We start from the raw sequence: 16,926 nt of genomic DNA on the forward strand, positions 1-16,926 counted from the left end.
CACGATTTTTTTCGCGCGCGGAGCATTGACGCCGCGCTGACCTGCCCTTACGGTCCTGTTCACCAATAGGAAACTTTCCTAACAGACTGCTTTCCTCCCAGACGGCGACAGGCGGGTGTCATGGCCGGAATCCCGGGTACCCCTCGTGTGCTGCGGGCCATGAACGACCGGGCCGCGCTCGATCTGCTGCTCTCCCACGGCCCCCTGACCCGTACCCGCCTCGGCGAGCTGACGGGGCTGTCCAAGCCCACCGCCTCCCAGCTCCTCGGCCGCCTGGAGAGCGCGGGCCTGGTGCGTACGACCGGGAACGTCACCGGCCGGCCGGGCCCCAGCGCCCAGCTGTACGAGGTGAACCCGGGCGCCGCCCACGTCGCCGCCCTCACCGTGGACCCCGAGGGGATCACCGCGGCCGTCGCCGACCTGACGGGCCGGGTCCTGGGCGAGCACCGCGTCGCGGCCCCGGCCACCGCCGAGGACGTCCGCGACCGCACCGCCGAGCTGGTCGTCCGCGCCGTGGACGGCGCCCTCGCCGCCGCCGGGCTCCGCCCCGGCGCCCCGCACCGCACGGTCATCGGCACCCCCGGCGCGCTCGACCCGCACACCGGCGCCCTGCGCTACGCCCCGCACCTGCCGGGCTGGCACTCCCGCACCCTTCGCGCCGAGCTCGCCGAGGCGCTCGGCACCCCCGTCGCCATCGAGAACGACGTCAACCTCGCCGCGCTCGCCGAACGCTACGACGGCACCGCGCGGGACACGGGCGACTATGTGTTCCTCTGGGCCGACGAGGGCGTGGGCGCGGCCGTCGTCATCGGCGGCACCCTGCTGCGCGGCGCCACCGGGGGCGCGGGCGAGGTCGGCTACATGCCGCTGCCCGGCGCACCGCTCGCCCCGCGCGGCGGCCCGTCGGACGCCGGCGGCTTCCAGTTGCTCGTCGGCTCCCCCGCCGTCGTCGAGCTCGCCCGCGCCCACGGCCTCGGCGCGGCCACGGCCGGCGAGGCGCTGCGCCTCGCGGCCGCCACCCCGGGCCCCGGTGACGCGGTCCTCGCCGAGCTGGGCCGGCGGCTCGCCACGGGGCTCGCGGCGATCGTCGCCGTCGTCGACCCCGAACTGATCGTGCTCTCCGGCGAGGTGTGCCAGGCGGGCGGCGAGCGGCTGCGGGAGCTGGTCGAGGCCGAGCTGACCGGGCTGGCCCTGCCCCGGCCGGGGCTCCGGCTGAGCACGGTCGAGGGCTCCCCCATCCTCAGCGGCGCGCTCCACACGGCCCTCGCCGCCACCCGGGACGCGGTCTTCGACACCACCGCCGGACCCGGGCTCCGCTCCGGCGCCCCGGTGCACCCCGCCCGGACGGGCGGGGTGCACAGCCCGTCCGGAGGCAACTCCTGGGGGAACCCCCAGCAATAGCCGGGAGAGCTTGAGGACACCGGGAAGGGGCGGGCAGCGGAAGGCCCGCCGCCCACGCCACCCCCACCCCATCCGTCGCGAAGGAGGTCCCATGCCCCGCCCGCGCACCAGACGCCACCGCGCGCTCGTCCCGCTCCTCGCCACCGCCGCGCTCCTCCTCACCGGCTGCGCCAACCCCTCCACCGGCAGCGCCGACGACGACCCCACCGCCCCCGTCACCCTGAGGTTCTGGCACGGGTGGTCGGAGAAGAACGAGGTCGAGGCGATCGACGACTCGATCGCCCGGTTCCGGAAGCTGCACCCCAACATCCGGGTGAAGTCCACCGGGAACGTCACCGACGCCACCGTCAACCAGGCCCTGCGGGCGGGCGGCGGCGACGCCCCCGACGTGGTGTCCTCGTTCACCACCGACAACGTCGGGCAGTACTGCTCCTCGGGAATGTGGGCCGACCTCGACCCCTTCCTGAAGAAGTCCGGCATGGCGAAGGAGCGGATATTCCCCGAGGTCCTGCTGGACTACACCCGCTACCAGGGCAAGCAGTGCGCACTGCCTCTGCTCGCGGACTCCTTCGGGATGTACTACAACAAGGACGCCTTCGAGAAGGCCGGCATCACCCGGCCGCCGCGCACCATGTCCGAATTCCGGCGAGCCGCCGTCAGACTCACCGAGCGGACCGCCGACGGCTCGTACCGGCAGCTCGGATTCATGCCCGACTTCCGGCTCTACCAGAACAGCCCGGACCGCCTCTTCGCCCAGTGGGGACCCACCTACTTCGACGGGGAGGGAAAGTCACGGCTGGCCCAAGGCGATACGGCCGAGGACTTCTTCACCACACAGCGCGACCTGGTCACCGCACTCGGCGGCTACGGCCCGCTGGAGAAGTTCCGCACCACCTTCGGCGACGAGATGTCCTCGCAGAACGCGTTCCTCACCGGAAAGCTCGCCATGCACATGGACGGCGAATGGCGCGGGCTGATGCTGGACGCCTCGAAGCCCGGCTTCCGCTGGGGCACGGCCCCGATGCCCGTCCCGGACGACCAGGCGGACGCGTACGGGCGCGGCTATCTCACCGGCACCGTCGCGGGCATCGCGCACAGCAGCAAACACCAGAACGCCGCGTGGGAGCTGGTGCGGTTCCTGACCGCCGACACCGAACAGGTCGTGGCCTTCGCCAACGCGATCCACAACATCCCCTCGACCAAGGCCGCGCTCGCCTCGCCGAAGCTGGCGCGCGACCCCGCCTTCCGCACCTTCCTCGACATCGCGCGGCACCCGCGCAGCGTCAGCATGCCCCCGTCCGTCAACGGCGGGAGGTACATCGTCTCGCTCCGGGACTTCGCCTACGAGGCGGAGGCGGGCCGGGTGCCCGACCTGGAGAAGGGCCTGCGCCGCCTCGACCGGCAGATAGACGAAGACAACCTCCAGTCCCGGAACTGACGGAGTCCGCCATGGCGACACCACCGGCCACCAGACCGGCCCCCGAACTGCGCCGCAGACACACCCGCGAGCGGCTGCGCACCCTCGGCTTCCTCTCACCGTGGCTGATCGGTTTCACCGTCTTCTTCGGCTATCCGCTGCTCGCCACGGTCTATTTCTCCTTTATGCACTACAACCAGATCCAGGCGCCGAGCTTCGTCGGCCTGCGGAACTGGACCTATGTGCTGGACCGGATGCCGCTCTTCGGGCCCGCGCTGTGGAACACCCTCTGGCTCGTCGTGGTGATGGTCTCCCTGCGGGTGGTCTTCGGGCTGGGCATCGGACTGCTCGTCACCCGGATAAAAACCGGGGCGGGATTCTTCCGCACCGCTTTCTATCTGCCCTATCTGGCCCCGCCCGTGACCGCGACCGTCGCCTTCGTCTTCCTCCTCAACCCCGGCACGGGCCCGGTCAACGAGGCCCTGGGCGCCCTCGGGATCCCCGCGCCGAACTGGTTCAACGACCCGGACTGGGCCAAGCCCTCCCTGGTGCTGCTCTCGCTGTGGGGCATCGGCGACCTGATGGTCATCTTCATGGCCGCCCTGCTGGACGTGCCCAGGGAGCAGTACGAGGCCGCCGAGCTGGACGGCGCGGGCGTCCTCGCCCGGTTCCGGTACGTCACCTGGCCGGCGATCACCCCGATCGTGATGTTCGCGGTGGTGACCGGCGTCGTGCAGACCATGCAGTACTACACCCAGGCGCTGGTCGCCGGGAAGCTCGCGTCGGGCGTCAGCATCGGCCCCGGCTCGGTGATCCAGCCCGGCTACCCCGACGGCTCGACGCTCACCGTGCCGCAGCTCGTCTACTCGCTGGGCTTCCAGAACTTCGACACCGGTGCCGCGTGCGTGCTCTCGCTCGTGCTCTTCGCGATCGCCATGGCCGTGACCTCGTTGCTGATGCGCAGAAGCACCGGCCTGCTGAGCGCGGAGGACTGACACCATGGCCCCGACGAACGCCCGGCCCCCGGCGATGCGCCGCGCCCGGCCCGCCCTGCACTGGATAGCGGTCCACACCACCGCCGTGGCCGCCGCCCTGTTCTTCGTCCTCCCCTTCGTCTTCGTCCTGCTGACCTCCGTGATGAGCGACGCGCAGGCGATGAGCGGCGAGCTGTGGCCGCACGAGTGGCACTGGTCGAACTACACGGAGGTCTTCCACACCCCGGGCTTCCTCACCTGGTGGCGCAACTCGCTGCTCTACGCGGGGCTCGGCACCCTCCTCACGGTGTGCTCCTCGGTCCCGGTGGCCTACGCGCTCGCCAAGTTCCGCTTCCGTGGCCGGCGGCCCGCCATGATGCTCGTCGTCGCCACGATGATGCTGCCGCCCCAGGTGATCGTCATCCCGATGTACCTGGTCTGGGCACAGCAGCTGCACCTCTCGGGGTCGCTGTGGCCGCTGATCGTGCCGCTGGCGTTCGGCGACGCCTACGCCATATTCCTGCTGCGGCAGTTCCTCCTCACCATCCCCCGGGAGTATCTGGAGTCGGCGAAGGTCGACGGGTGCGGGGAGCTGCGCACGCTGCTGCGGATCGTGGTGCCGATGGCGAAGCCCGGGATCGCGGCGGTCGCGCTGTTCCAGTTCTTCTTCTGCTGGAACGACTACTTCGGGCCGCAGATCTACGCGGCGCAGAACCCGGGCGCCTGGACCCTCAGTTACGGCCTGGAGTCCTTCAAGAGCGCGCACGGCGTCAACTGGAACCTGACCATGGCGGCGACACTGCTGGTCATGGCCCCCGTCGTGCTCGTCTTCTTCTTCGCCCAGAAGACCTTCGTCGAAGGCGTCACCCTCACCGGAGTGAAGGGCTGAACCCCCCATGAGCCTTAGGGAACCGAGGACCGTATGAAACTCACCGTGGTCGGCGGAGGCTCGACCTACACCCCCGAACTCATCGACGGCTTCGCACGGCTGCGCGGCACGCTGCCCGTGACCGAGCTGGTCCTGGTCGACCCGGCGGCCGACCGGCTGGAGCTGGTCGGCGGGCTGGCCCGGCGGATCTTCGCCCGGCAGGGCCACCCCGGCAGGATCACCTGGACCAGCGATCTGGACGCCGCCGTGGACGGCGCCGACGCCGTCCTGCTCCAGCTGCGCGTGGGCGGCCAGGCGGCCCGGCAGCAGGACGAGACCTGGCCGCTGACCTGCGGCTGCGTCGGGCAGGAGACCACCGGCGCGGGTGGGCTCGCCAAGGCGCTGCGCACGGTGCCGGTGGTGCTGGACATCGCGGAGCGGGTACGGCGCCGCAACCCGGACGCCTGGATCGTGGACTTCACCAACCCGGTGGGGATCGTGACGCGCGCGCTGCTCACCGCCGGGCACCGGGCCGTGGGGCTGTGCAACGTCGCCATCGGCTTCCAGCGGAAGTTCGCCCGGCTGCTCGGGGTGGACCCGGCGGCGGTCGCCCTGGAGCACGTCGGGCTCAACCACCTGACCTGGGAGCGGTCGGTGACGGTCGGCGGCCGGGACGTGCTGCCGGAGCTGCTCGCCGAGCACGGCGCGGCCGTGGCCGAGGACCTGCGGATGCCGCGCGCGCTGCTGGACCGGCTCGGCGTGGTGCCCTCGTACTACCTGCGCTACTTCTACCAGCACGACGAGGTGGTGCGGGAGCTGCGGACCAAGCCCTCGCGGGCCGCCGAGGTGGCGGAGATGGAGCGGCGGCTGCTGGAGATGTACGGCGACCCGGCGCTGGACGAGAAGCCGGAGCTGCTGGGGAAGCGGGGCGGGGCCTTCTACTCGGAGGCGGCGGTCGCGCTGACGGCCTCGCTGCTGCGCCCGGCGGGCGGCGCCGGGGACGCGGCGGACGTCCAGGTGGTCAACACGTTCAACCGAGGGACGCTGCCCTTCCTCCCCGACGACGCGGTGATCGAGGTGCCGGCGGCGGTGGACGCGCGGGGCGCGCGCCCGCTGCCGGTGCGCCCGCTGGAGCCGCTGTTCGCCGGGCTGGTCGCGAACGTCACGGCCTATGAGCACCTGGCCCTGGAGGCCGCGCTCAAGGGCGGCCGCGAGCGGGTGTTCGCCGCGCTGCTCGCGCATCCGCTGATCGGCCAGACCGAGCGGGCGGACCGGCTGACCGACGAGCTGGTGGCGCACAACCGGGAGCACCTCGCGTGGGCGTGACCGGGGTGCTGCTCGCCGTCGACGCGGGCAACAGCAAGACCGACGTGGCGCTGGTGGGCCCCGACGGCGCGGTGCTCGGGCAGGCGCGCGGCGGGGGCTTCCAGCCGGCGGTGGCGGGCGCCGCGCGGGCCGTGGCGGCCTCGCGCCGCTCGTCGCCGCGGCGGCGGCCCGGGCCGGGCTGCCCGGGCCGCCGGTGGTGGAGCACGTCCAGGCGTGTCTGGCCAACGCCGATCTCCCGGTGGAGGAGCGGGCGCTGGCCGCGGAGATCGAGGCCCGGGGCTGGGGCCGCGCGGTCACGGTCGTCAACGACACCTTCGCCCTGCTGCGGGCGGGCCTGCCCGACAGCGGCCCGGTGGCGGGCGTGGCCGTGGTGTGCGGCGCGGGCATCAACTGCGTGGGGCTGGCCCCGGACGGGCGGACCGCGCGCTTCCCCGCGATCGGCCGGATCTCGGGCGACTGGGGCGGCGGCGGGTTCCTGGCGGAGGAGGCTCTGTGGTGGGCGGCGCGCGCGGACGACGGCCGGGGCGAGCCGAGCGAGCTGGCCCGCGCGGTGCCCGCGCACTTCGGTCTGCCCGGGATGCCCGAGGTCATCGAGGCGCTGCACCTGGGCCGGGTGGCGCGGCACCGGCAGCACGAGCTGACGCCGGTGCTGTTCGCGGTGGCCGCCGGGGGTGACCCCGTCGCACGGGCGCTCGTCGCCCGGCAGGCGGAGGAGATCGTCACGATGGCCGCCGTGGCGCTGGCCAGGCTGGGGCTCACGGCGGCGCGGGTGCCGGTGGTGCTGGGCGGCGGGGTGCTGGCCGCCCGGCATCCCCTGCTGCACGACCGGGTGGTGGAGCTGCTGGCCGAGCGGGTGCCGGAGGCGGTCCCCCGGGTGGTCACGGCACCGCCGGTGCTGGGCGCGGGGCTGCTGGCCCTGGACCGCGCGGGGGCGCCCGAGGGGGCGTACGAGCGGCTGCGCGCGTACTTCGGATAGGTCCGCCGTGGGTGGCGGTCCCGGCTCTCACGGGGCCGCCGGAAACCCCTACGACAAGGGCCATCACCCATGGCTGGAATCCATGGGATCACCGCACTCTTCACGTCATGTTCACATCGTGAGAGGCGTCACCCCGGACCAGGCAATTCCGCAAAATCTCCGCGCGAGATCCCGTCCGGGCGTGAATTTTCCTGACACCGCGTCAATACGATCATGCGTCAGAAATTCCTCCCCTGGCAGTAGTTGACCTTTCATGCACCGAATGTCCGTAAAGAGGTCAACCGTTTCGCGCCCTCCTCGGCGGCGTGCAAGCATCCGGGCCGCACGGATTGATCACGAAATACGGGAAGCAACCGCCATCAAAAGGGATTTGCGGGTGCATTCGCGATCATCAGTGATCTTTCTGCTCCTGATCATCCTTCCGAGGGGGGTACGACCCATGTCGTCCAATGTCACCCGACGCCTTGTGCTCAGAGGAACCGCCGTCGCCGTCGCCGGCGCCGCGCTCGTCACGCCGACCGCCATGGCCGCGGCCCGCACCGCCACCGCGGGCATGACCGGCCACGGCGGCCATGACGGCCACGGCGGCCACGGCGCTCCCGCCGCGTTCGACGAGGTCTACCAGGGCCGCCGCATCGTCGGTAAGCCCGCGACCGGCGAGCACGCCGCCCACGGCGGCTTCTCCGCCTCGATCGACGGCAAGGAGCTGCACCTGATGCAGAACGCCGACGGCACCTGGATCAGCGTCGTGAACCACTACGAGACCTTCGCGACCCCGCTCGCGGTGACCCGCGCCGCCGTCGACAAGCTCCGCGGCGCCGTGCTCGTCCCGATCGCCACCTGACACACCGCTCTGCCGTTCCCCCGACCCGACCCGAAAGGACCGAACCCCCATGGCAGTGCGTAAGAACCAGGCGACGCTCAGCGCCACCGAGAAGCGCAACTTCGTCAACGCCTTGCTGGAGCTCAAGCGCACCGGCGTCTACGACGGCTTCGTGCGGACGCACAACGAGTTCATCATGAGCGACACGGACAACGGCGACCGCGTGGGCCACCGTTCCCCCTCGTTCCTCCCCTGGCACCGCCGCTTCCTGATCCAGTTCGAGCAGGAACTGCAGAAGATAGACGCCTCGGTCACCCTCCCGTACTGGGACTGGACCGTCGACCGCACGGCCAACTCCTCGATCTGGGGCGCCGACTTCCTCGGCGGCAACGGCCGCAGCCGCGACTCCCAGGTGACCACCGGCCCGTTCGCGTACTCCACGGGCAAGTGGAACATCAACGTCAGCGTCGACAACCGCCCCTTCCTCCAGCGGGAACTGGGCGCCGGCAGCGCCCAGCTGCCCACGCGCGCCCAGGTCGACGCCGTGCTCGCCATGACCACGTACGACATGGCTCCCTGGAACAGCGCCTCGGACGGCTTCCGCAACAACCTGGAGGGCTGGCGCGGCCAGGGCCGCGTCCACAACAGCGTCCACGTGTGGATCGGCGGCCAGATGGCCACCGGCGTCTCCCCCAACGACCCCGCCTTCTGGCTGCACCACTGCTTCATCGACAAGCTGTGGGCCGACTGGCAGCGCATGCACCCCACGTCGCCCTACCTGCCGGCCGGTGGCACCGCCAATGTCGTGGACCTCAACGACACCATGCGGCCCTGGAACAACGTGACCCCGGCCGACATGCTGGACCACACGAAGTTCTACACCTACGACCGCTGACGGCCCGCTCCGCCCGACGGAGCGCGCCGGTGCCCCACGGGCCCGTCCGGTGTCCCCGCCCACCCGGCGCGGGAACCGAACGGGCCCGTCGCGCGTGGTGGGTACGGAGGCCGGCGCGGGCCCGGCGCGGATCGCGATCCGAACAAGATCGAGTCGGTACCGGTGTGTTTGTCAGCCCCTGCGGCCATACTGCTGGCCGGGGCCCCTGCTCTTCCGGCGTTCTCGGCCGCCTGGAGAGACGGACCGCCCACAGCGACCGAGGGGGAGGTCCCGTGTCATACCCGCAGCCGGCCGGCGGCACCGCGCCACCGCCGCCCACGCCCGACCCTCCCACCGGCCGGCGGGAGGCGGTCGACCGGCTGCGCGCGGTGGCCACCACCGAGCCGGGGCGGCTGCGCGCCATCGGCGCCCTCCTGGCCCTGCTGCTGGTCGCGTTCGGCGCGGTGACCGCCTGGCAGGTCGCGGACCGGGCCTCGGCCGCCGACGCCGTGGTGGGCCGCAGCCAGCCGCTCAGCGCCGACGCCGCCGACGCCTACCGCTCCCTCGCCGACGCCGACACCACGGCGGCCAGCGGCTTCCTCGCCGGTTCGCGGGAGTCCCCCGCCGTCCGGCAGCGGTACGAGAAGGACATCGCCCTGGCGTCCGGGCTGCTGGTGAAGGCCGCCGCCAACGCCGAGGACTCCGACACCGCCCGCCGGCAGATCTCCCGGCTCAACGAACTCCTCCCGCGCTACACCGGACTGGTGGAGTCCGCCCGCGCCAACAACCGGCAGGGCCTCCCCCTGGGCGGCGCCTATCTGCGCACCGCCGGCGACCTGATGCGCGACGACCTGCTGCCCGCCGCCCGCGAGCTCTACGAGGCCGAGACCGGACGGCTCGGCTCCGACTACGCCGACGCGAAGTCCTGGCCCTGGGCCGCGCTGGGCCTCGGCCTGGCCGCCCTCGGCGCGCTCGGCTGGGCCCAGCGGCGCACGTACCTCCGCACCAACCGGGTCTTCAACCACGGGATGCTCGCCGCCACCGCGACCGCCGTGGTCGTGCTGCTGTGGCTGGTGGTCGGGCACGCCCTGGCCCGCTCCGACCTGGAGGGCTCCTCCACCGAAGGGGCCCGTTCGCTCCAGGTGCTCACCGAGGCCCGGATCGGCTCCCTCCAGGCCCGGGGCGACGAGAACCTCACGCTGGTGGCACGCGGCGCGGTGCTCACGGAGAACAAGGACGACGCGTACGAGGCGAGCTACCGCGACGGCATGCGCAAGCTCGTCGGCGAGGGCGGCGCCGCCGCCGCGCCGGGCACGCTGCTGGCACGGGCCCGGGACCTCGCCGACGACTCCGAGGGCCGGGACGCGGTCGACGCCGCCGTCAGGGGCGTCCGGGAGTGGCAGGCGCGGCACGCCGAGGCGCGCGCGGCGGACGACAGCGGGGACTACGACCGGGCGCTGCCGAAGGTGATCGGCGAGAAGGGCAGCACGGGCGAGTCCTTCGACCGGGTGGACGAGCAGCTCCGGCGCGCCCTGACCCATGAGCAGGCCGACTTCCGGGCGGCGGCCGACGACGGGCGCGGCGCCCTGGCCGGGCTGGCCGCGGGGGCGGTGGTGCTGGCGGTGCTGGGGGCGGCGGGCGCGGTGCTCGGGATAGGCCGCAGACTGTCGGAGTACCGGTGACGGGGGGAGGCGGAACCGTGAGAAGGACGACGCGAGGAAAGGTTCAGGGGCAGGCTCAGGGACAGGCGCACGCCCGGACGGGGCTCGTGAGCCGGGTGGTACGAGCGGTACGGGCACGGCGGGCGGTACGGCCGGAGTTGGCGGTGCCCGGGGGGTTGAAGGGTACCCAGGGGCCGAAGTCACCGGGGCGTCCGGGGATTTCGCGCGGGCGGCCCCTCGCCCTGGCCACGACGGCGGCCGTGTGCGCGCTCGTGGCCACGGTGGCGGCGCCGGCCGGCCCGGAGCGCCCGGCCCGCACCGCGCGGGACCGGGTCACGACCGTGGCCGCCGAGGCCCCCGCGGCGCCCGTGACCTGCACCGACCCGGAGGCGAGCCTGCGTCCGGGCGACGCCGCGGACGGCCCGGCGGTGCGGCGGATCAAGAGCCGTGGCCGGCTGATCGCGGGCGTCGACCAGGACAGCTTCCGCTGGGGCTACCGCAACCCCTCCACCGGCGAGCTCAGCGGCTTCGACATCGACCTGACGCGCGCGATCGCCAAGGACATCCTCGGCGACGCCGACAAGGTCACCTTCCTGGCGATCCCCACCAGCCAGCGCATTCCCGCCCTGGAAAAGGGCAAGGTCGATCTGATCGCGCGCACCATGTCCATCACCTGCGACCGGATCCGACAAGTGGCCTTCTCCACCGCATACTTCGTCGCCGGCCAGCAGATACTTGCCCCGAGGGGGTCCTCCGTCACCGCGTTCGACGACTCCCTGACGGGGAAGAAGGTCTGTGCGGCCAAGGGGGCCACGGCGGAGTCGAAACTGAGGGACCAGCCGCACGGCGCGCGCCTGGTCACCGTGCCCAACCAGCTGGACTGCCTGGTCCGGCTCCAGCTCGGCCAGGTGGACGCGGTGCTCACGGACAACGCCCTGGGCGCCGGCCTGGCGGCCCAGGACCCCTCCGTGGAGCTCGTCGGAAAGCCGTTCACCACCGACCCGTACGGCGTGGCGATGAACCTCCGGGACGTGGACCTGGTACGCCGGGTCAACAAGGTGCTGGACGACTACCGCGGCGGCGGCGACAACAGCCCGTGGATGCGGGCGTACACCAAGTGGCTGGCGGCCGATCTCAAGGGCATCACCGCGCCGCCGGTACCCAAGTACCGGGACTGAGCGGGCGCCGGGGCGGCCCGGTCCCGGCGGCACCGGCACGGAAACGAAGGGGCACCACCGTTACGGACACGTCCGCGGCGCGGCCGCGGACAGGAGAGGGGATCGATGGCGGTCGCGGGATCCACCGGGCCGGCCCTGAGCCGCGAGGAGGTGGACCGTGCGCTGGCGAGGCTCGGCGCCGAGCACGAGGCCGTGGAGTCCTCGCTGCTCGCCCTCCAGGACCACGCCGGCCGGCGCCTCCTGGAAGGCGCGGAACTCACCGGTACGACCAGGAGCCGGTGGGCCGTGGCGGAGCAGCTCGTCACCCGGCTCTGGACGTACTTCGACGCGTACACCTCGGCCCTGACCGCCGCCCGGGCGCTGCGCGGCCGGCGCCGCTGGCCCACCCAGGGGGAGCTGTCCGAGCTCACCGAGCTGCTGCGCGGCAGCGGCGTCACCCTGTCCGGCGGCGGCCACCTCTCCACGGCGGCCGGGGGCGCCCCGGACGGCACCGCCGCCCGGCTCAGCGAGCGGCTCAGTCTCCGGGAGCTCCTCGAACGGATGAACGGCTGGTACGCCGAGGCGCTCGACGTGGTCGTCACCGCCGACGCCGTCTGGTCGGCGCTGCCCGCCCGGATCGACCTGCTCGCCGCCGAGCTCCAGCGCACCCGCTCGCTCGCCCACTCGGTGGGCGTGCGCCCCGGCGAACACCCCTCCGGAGACGACCTGGAGCGCATCACCGACGAACTGGCGGCGCTGCGCACCGAGGTGATATCCGATCCGCTCGCCTTCTGGTCCGGCGCCTCGCCCAGCTCCGCGCCGGGCGGCGGCCGCCCCGACACCGGCCGCTACGACCGCGCCGCCCGCGCCCTGGAGGACGTCCGCCGCGAGGTCGAGGCCGTCCTGGACGTCCGGCAGGACGCCGAGCAGCGGCTGATGCGGGTGCGCGACGTCCTCTCCCGCGCGGACCGCACGCTCAACGAGGCCCGCCAGGCGCGGACCGAGGTCCTCTCCAAGATCGCCGCGTCGGTGGTGCCGGCCGTCTCCGGCCCCCCGACCGAGCTCTACGAACAGCTGTCGGCCGCGGCCGACCACCGCAGGCACGCCCGGTGGCACCGGCTCTCGCCGCTCCTGGAGGACCTGGAGCGGCGCGCCGAGGAGGAGTTGCTGCGCGCCCGTGACTCGCTGACGGCCGTCACGGCGCCGCTGGCCGTCCGGGCCGAGCTGCGCGGCAGGCTGGACGCGTACCGCGCGAAGGCCGTCCGGCTCGGCTTCACCGAGGACACGTTCCTCGTCGAACGCCATGACGTGGCGCGCCGCATGCTGTGGAGCGCGCCGTGCGACCTGATGGCCGCCGAACAGGCCGTCCTGCGCTATCAGCAGGCGCTGGCGGAGGCACTCGCCCCGCCGTCCGCGACCGGGCCCTCGGTGCCCGCCGACCGTAGGGGGATCCATGAGTGAGGGGGCCTGCCGCCGGCAGGGCTGCGGCGGGGCGTACGAGGACGTCGGCGGCGGCGAGCTGTACTGCGACACGTGCGGGCTCGCCCCCGCGGCGCAGCCGGGCGGGACACTGGTCTCACCCGCCACGGGCGTCGCGAGCACCGCCCTCACCCGGGTGTCGGGCGGCGCGTACGCACCTGCCGCGGCGCCCCTGCCGCCGTCGCCGCCCCTGGCGTCCCCGGTGTCCCCACCGCCCCTGGCGCCCTCGGGATCGGGCTCCTCGGGCTCCTCGGGCTCGTCCTCGCGGTCGCGGTCGTCGGCCTCCTCGTCCCGGTCCTCGCGGTCCTCGTCGTCGCGCCGGTCGGTCTCGGGGCGGCTGTCCGCCGGTGGCGCGGGCTCCACGGGCTCGGGGTCCCGCTCGGTGTCGGTGCGCAGCTCGCACTCCACGTCCGCGTCCTCCTCCGGGCGCGGCCGGCTGGGCGCCGGGCTGGTCACCGTGCCGGAGGTGCCGCGCCCGGACCCGCTGGCGGCGGTGCTGGAGAACCCCGAGGTGCCCGAGCGGAAGCGGTTCTGCAGCAAGGGCGACTGCGGCGCCCCGGTGGGGCGGGCGCGCGGTGACCGCCCGGGGCGCACGGAGGGCTTCTGCACCAAGTGCGGGCACCCGTACTCCTTCGTGCCCAAGCTGCGCCGGGGCGACGTGGTGCACGGGCAGTACGAGGTGGCGGGCTGTCTGGCGCACGGCGGCCTGGGCTGGATCTATCTGGCCGTCGACCGCGCCGTGTCCGACCGCTGGGTGGTCCTCAAGGGCCTGCTGGACACCGGTGACGAGGACGCGCTGGCGGTCGCCGTCTCCGAGCGGCGCTTCCTCGCCGAGATCGAGCACTCCAACATCGTCCGGATCTACAACTTCGTCGAGCACCTCGACCAGCGGTCCGGCAGCCTCGACGGCTACATCGTGATGGAGTACGTGGGCGGCAAGTCCCTCAAGGAGATCGCCAACGAACGGCGGACCCCGGACGGCCGGCGGGACCCGCTGCCCGTCGGGCAGGCGTGCGCCTACGGCATCGAGGCCCTGGAGGCCCTCGGCCATCTGCACAGCCGTCAGCTGCTGTACTGCGACTTCAAGGTCGACAACGCGATCCAGCAGCACGACCAGCTCAAGCTGATCGACATGGGCGCGGTCCGGCGGATGGACGACGACGAGAGCGCGATCTACGGCACGGTCGGCTACCAGGCCCCCGAGGTCGGCGAGACCGGCCCCTCCGTCGCCTCCGACCTCTACACCGTGGCCCGCACCCTCGCCGTGCTCACCTTCGACTTCCAGGGCTACACCAACGTCTTCGCGCACGCCCTCCCCGAGCCGGAGCACATCGACGTCTTCACCCGGTACGAGTCCTTCTACCGGCTCCTGGTGCGGGCCACGGACCCGGACCCGGGCCGCCGGTTCGCCTCCGCGCGGGAGATGGCGGAGCAGCTGACGGGGGTGCTGCGGGAGGTCGTGGCGGTCCGGAGCGGCCGGCCGCGGCCCGCGCTGTCCACGCTGTTCGGGCCGGAGCTGCGGGTGGTCGACAGCAGGCTGTTCGCGGAGGTGGGCGGCGAGACGTCCGCGCTGGGCGGCAGAGCGGGCGCCCGTAAGGCGCGCGCGGCGGTGCCGGCGCAGCGGCGGCCCGGCGGCCCGGCCACGGCCCGGCCCACCCCGCCCGCGCGGCCGGACCCGGCCGCCGGCGCGCCGCCCCGCTCCCGGCCGTCGCCGCGCTCGACGCCCCGGCCACGGCCCTCGCCCTGCCCGTGCCGCTCGTCGACCCGGCGGACCCCAACGCGGGCTTCCTCGCGGGCCTGCTCGCCTCCCGTCCCGCCGAGGTGTACGCGGCGCTCCAGGGGGCACCCGCCGAATCGCTGGAGCTGCGGCTGCGCCGGATCCGGGCCCAGCTGGAACTGGGCGAGGAGGACCAGGCGTCCAAGGCGATGGAAGGTCTGGAGGCCGCGCACCCGGACGACTGGCGGGTCGTCTGGTACCGCGGCCTGTACGCCCTGACCTCCGGTGACCACGGGACCGCCGCCCTCGCCTTCGACGCCGTCTACGACGCGTTCCCCGGCGAGCCCGCGCCGAAGCTGGCGCTGGGCGTGTGCGCCGAGGTGCTGGGCCGGCTCGACAACGCCGCCGACTACTACCACCTGGTGTGGGCGACCGACCCGAGCTATGTGAGCGCCGCGTTCGGGCTGGCCCGGGTGCGGCTGGCCGCCGGCGACCGCGCGGGAGCGGTCGCGGCCCTGGAGTCCGTACCGGAGGCGTCCATCCACTACACGGCGGCGCGGGTCGCGGCGGTACGGGCGAGGCTGCGGCAGCGCTCGCCGGCGGACCCGCTGCTGGACGACCTGCTGGCCGCCGCCGGGCAGGTGGAGCGGCTCACCGAGTTCGGGCTGGACGCGGTGCGCCGGGAGCGGCTGTCGACGGAGGTGCTGGGGTGCGCGCTGGACTGGGTGCTCTCGGGCGCGCGGGGCTCGGGCGCGCCCCCGGGCACGGCGGTCGCTGCCACACTGCTCGGCAGCGGCCTGGAGGAGCGCGGGCTGCGCTTCGGGCTGGAGCGCTCGTACCGCGTGCTGGCCCGGCTCGCCCAGCGCGGCGAGGAACGGATCGAACTGGTGGAGCGGGCAAACCGTTTCCGCCCCAGGACATGGGTGTGATCGATGTCGCAACTGCCGCGACCCCCACAGCTGACGGCCTGTCCCGTCTGCCACGAGCCGCTGGAGCCGGGTGACAACTTCTGCGGCGGCTGCGGCGCCGATCTGTCGGCGCCGCCGCCCGGCGAGCGGTTCCCGGCGCCCTCCGGCACCCCGGCGGCGGCGCCCGGCCGCCGCGCGGCCGGCCGCCCCGGGCCGCCGCCGGGCGCCGACGCCTCCGTTCCCGATCCCCGCGCGTTCGGCGGGGTGCCCGCGCAGTCGGCGCACGGCGCCCTGGCGGGCAGAGGGGACCGGCCGCGGCCGGACGGCGGCAGGTCCCCCCTGCCCGCCGCGAACGGCACCGGCCGCACCTGTGGGGCCTGCCGATCCGGCATGATCGACAAAGACGGGTACTGCGAACACTGCGGACACGCACCGCGCGAACGGGATCACATGGAGCACCAGTTGCCAGGCGTCGCGGCGGTCAGCGACCGCGGACTGCGCCACCACCGGAACGAGGACGCCTACGCGGTGTCCACCGTGCCTCTCGCGGACGGCGGCCCCGCCACCGTCGCCGTCGTCAGCGACGGCGTCTCCTCCGCGACCCGGCCCGACGAGGCGTCGGCCGCCGCCTGCGCCGCCGCGCGCGAGACGCTGGTGACGGCGCTCCCGCGGGGCACGGACCCGCGGCAGGCCACCCACGACGCGATCGTCCGGGCCGCCGAGGCGGTCACCTCGCTCGCGGCGCCGCCACCGCCCGCGAACGAGCCTCGCCAGCACGAGACGCACCGCCAGGAGAACGCCCCGGCCTGCACCATCGTGACCGCGGTCGTCACCGGCGACCTGCTGACGGTCGGCTGGATCGGCGACAGCCGCGCCTACTGGGTGCCGGAGGACCGGGCCACCCAGCCCGCCCGGCTCACCGAGGACGACTCCTGGGCCGCGCAGATGGTCGCGGCGGGCCTGCTGTCGGAGGCCGAGGCGTACGCGGACGAGCGCGCGCACGCGATCACGGGCTGGCTGGGCGCGGACGCGTACGAGGTCGATCCGCACACCGCGTCGTTCCACCCCGACCGCAAGGGCGTGGTCATCGTCTGCACCGACGGGCTGTGGAACTACGCCGAGTCCGCCGAGCGGATGGCCGAGATCACTCCGCCGGACGCCCGTTCCCACCCGCTGGAATGCGCCCGGCGGTTGCTGGCCCACGCCCTGGACGGAGGGGGCCACGACAACGTAACAGTGGCCGTACTGCCGTTCCCCCTGCCGCCCGAGGGGGCAGGATCGGCCTGACGGCCGACGTGGCCGTGACGACGGGGGATCACACCGGTGCCGCGCCCCGCGCCGTTCC

Annotated in this window: 11 protein-coding genes and 2 pseudogenes; all 13 read left to right on the forward strand. The window is 73.8% G+C overall.

The features are described 5' to 3' along the window. Positions 1-159: 159 nt before the first annotated feature. The 13 genes and pseudogenes from AF335_RS03285 (at position 160) to AF335_RS03345 (ending at position 16,868) form a co-directional block, all read left to right on the forward strand. Entirely contained in the window at positions 160-1,401 is a 1,242-nt protein-coding gene (locus AF335_RS03285; protein WP_102917018.1) for an ROK family transcriptional regulator, read from the forward strand. 91 nt (positions 1,402-1,492) lie between these two features. After that, positions 1,493-2,839: an ABC transporter substrate-binding protein gene (locus AF335_RS03290; RefSeq protein WP_102916692.1), complete on the forward strand. Its 1,347-nt coding sequence runs from the start codon at positions 1,493-1,495 to the stop codon at positions 2,837-2,839. Between the two features lie 11 nt (positions 2,840-2,850). Then, positions 2,851-3,813 (forward strand): carbohydrate ABC transporter permease, encoded by a 963-nt coding sequence (locus tag AF335_RS03295; RefSeq protein WP_102916693.1) that lies wholly within the window; start codon positions 2,851-2,853, stop codon positions 3,811-3,813. A gap of 4 nt (positions 3,814-3,817) precedes the next feature. After that, entirely contained in the window at positions 3,818-4,681 is an 864-nt protein-coding gene (locus tag AF335_RS03300; RefSeq protein ID WP_102916694.1) for a carbohydrate ABC transporter permease, read from the forward strand. Between the two features lie 33 nt (positions 4,682-4,714). Beyond that, positions 4,715-5,986 (forward strand): 6-phospho-beta-glucosidase, encoded by a 1,272-nt coding sequence (locus AF335_RS03305; RefSeq protein ID WP_102916695.1) that lies wholly within the window; start codon positions 4,715-4,717, stop codon positions 5,984-5,986. Continuing rightward, positions 5,977-6,962 (forward strand): annotated as a pseudogene (locus AF335_RS03310) (N-acetylglucosamine kinase). The gene AF335_RS03305 and the pseudogene AF335_RS03310 overlap by 10 nt, the downstream one beginning before the upstream one ends. A 439-nt stretch (positions 6,963-7,401) precedes the next feature. Beyond that, complete coding sequence (gene melC1 / locus AF335_RS03315) at positions 7,402-7,806, forward strand: apotyrosinase chaperone MelC1 (RefSeq protein WP_102916696.1); 405 nt, start codon at positions 7,402-7,404, stop codon at positions 7,804-7,806. A 49-nt stretch (positions 7,807-7,855) separates the two neighbouring features. Continuing rightward, positions 7,856-8,680, forward strand: a complete 825-nt coding sequence (gene melC2 / locus AF335_RS03320) for a tyrosinase MelC2 (RefSeq protein WP_102916697.1) — start codon at positions 7,856-7,858, stop codon at positions 8,678-8,680. Positions 8,681-8,952: 272 nt separating this feature from the next. Next, complete coding sequence (locus tag AF335_RS03325) at positions 8,953-10,341, forward strand: hypothetical protein (RefSeq protein ID WP_376697778.1); 1,389 nt, start codon at positions 8,953-8,955, stop codon at positions 10,339-10,341. Positions 10,342-10,580: 239 nt separating this feature from the next. After that, positions 10,581-11,498: a glutamate ABC transporter substrate-binding protein gene (locus AF335_RS03330; RefSeq protein ID WP_376697779.1), complete on the forward strand. Its 918-nt coding sequence runs from the start codon at positions 10,581-10,583 to the stop codon at positions 11,496-11,498. Between the two features lie 105 nt (positions 11,499-11,603). After that, positions 11,604-12,938, forward strand: coding sequence for a hypothetical protein (locus AF335_RS03335; RefSeq protein WP_102916699.1), 1,335 nt, complete (start codon positions 11,604-11,606; stop codon positions 12,936-12,938). After that, positions 12,931-15,602: pseudogene (locus tag AF335_RS03340) on the forward strand (serine/threonine-protein kinase). Before AF335_RS03335 ends, AF335_RS03340 begins: the two are co-directional and overlap by 8 nt. A 3-nt stretch (positions 15,603-15,605) precedes the next feature. Then, positions 15,606-16,868 (forward strand): PP2C family protein-serine/threonine phosphatase, encoded by a 1,263-nt coding sequence (locus AF335_RS03345; protein WP_102916700.1) that lies wholly within the window; start codon positions 15,606-15,608, stop codon positions 16,866-16,868. Positions 16,869-16,926 lie beyond the last annotated feature (58 nt).

The organism is Streptomyces eurocidicus (assembly GCF_002891295.1).
GTDB lineage: Bacteria > Actinomycetota > Actinomycetes > Streptomycetales > Streptomycetaceae > Streptomyces > Streptomyces eurocidicus.

Coding starts and splice junctions, on each gene's coding strand:
- AF335_RS03305 (WP_102916695.1), top strand. CDS start 4,715: ATGAAACTCACCGTGGTCGGCGGAGGCTCGACCTACACCCCCGAACTC.
- melC1 (WP_102916696.1), top strand. CDS start 7,402: ATGTCGTCCAATGTCACCCGACGCCTTGTGCTCAGAGGAACCGCCGTC.
- AF335_RS03295 (WP_102916693.1), top strand. CDS start 2,851: ATGGCGACACCACCGGCCACCAGACCGGCCCCCGAACTGCGCCGCAGA.
- AF335_RS03285 (WP_102917018.1), top strand. CDS start 160: ATGAACGACCGGGCCGCGCTCGATCTGCTGCTCTCCCACGGCCCCCTG.
- AF335_RS03335 (WP_102916699.1), top strand. CDS start 11,604: ATGGCGGTCGCGGGATCCACCGGGCCGGCCCTGAGCCGCGAGGAGGTG.
- melC2 (WP_102916697.1), top strand. CDS start 7,856: ATGGCAGTGCGTAAGAACCAGGCGACGCTCAGCGCCACCGAGAAGCGC.
- AF335_RS03300 (WP_102916694.1), top strand. CDS start 3,818: ATGGCCCCGACGAACGCCCGGCCCCCGGCGATGCGCCGCGCCCGGCCC.
- AF335_RS03290 (WP_102916692.1), top strand. CDS start 1,493: ATGCCCCGCCCGCGCACCAGACGCCACCGCGCGCTCGTCCCGCTCCTC.
- AF335_RS03345 (WP_102916700.1), top strand. CDS start 15,606: ATGTCGCAACTGCCGCGACCCCCACAGCTGACGGCCTGTCCCGTCTGC.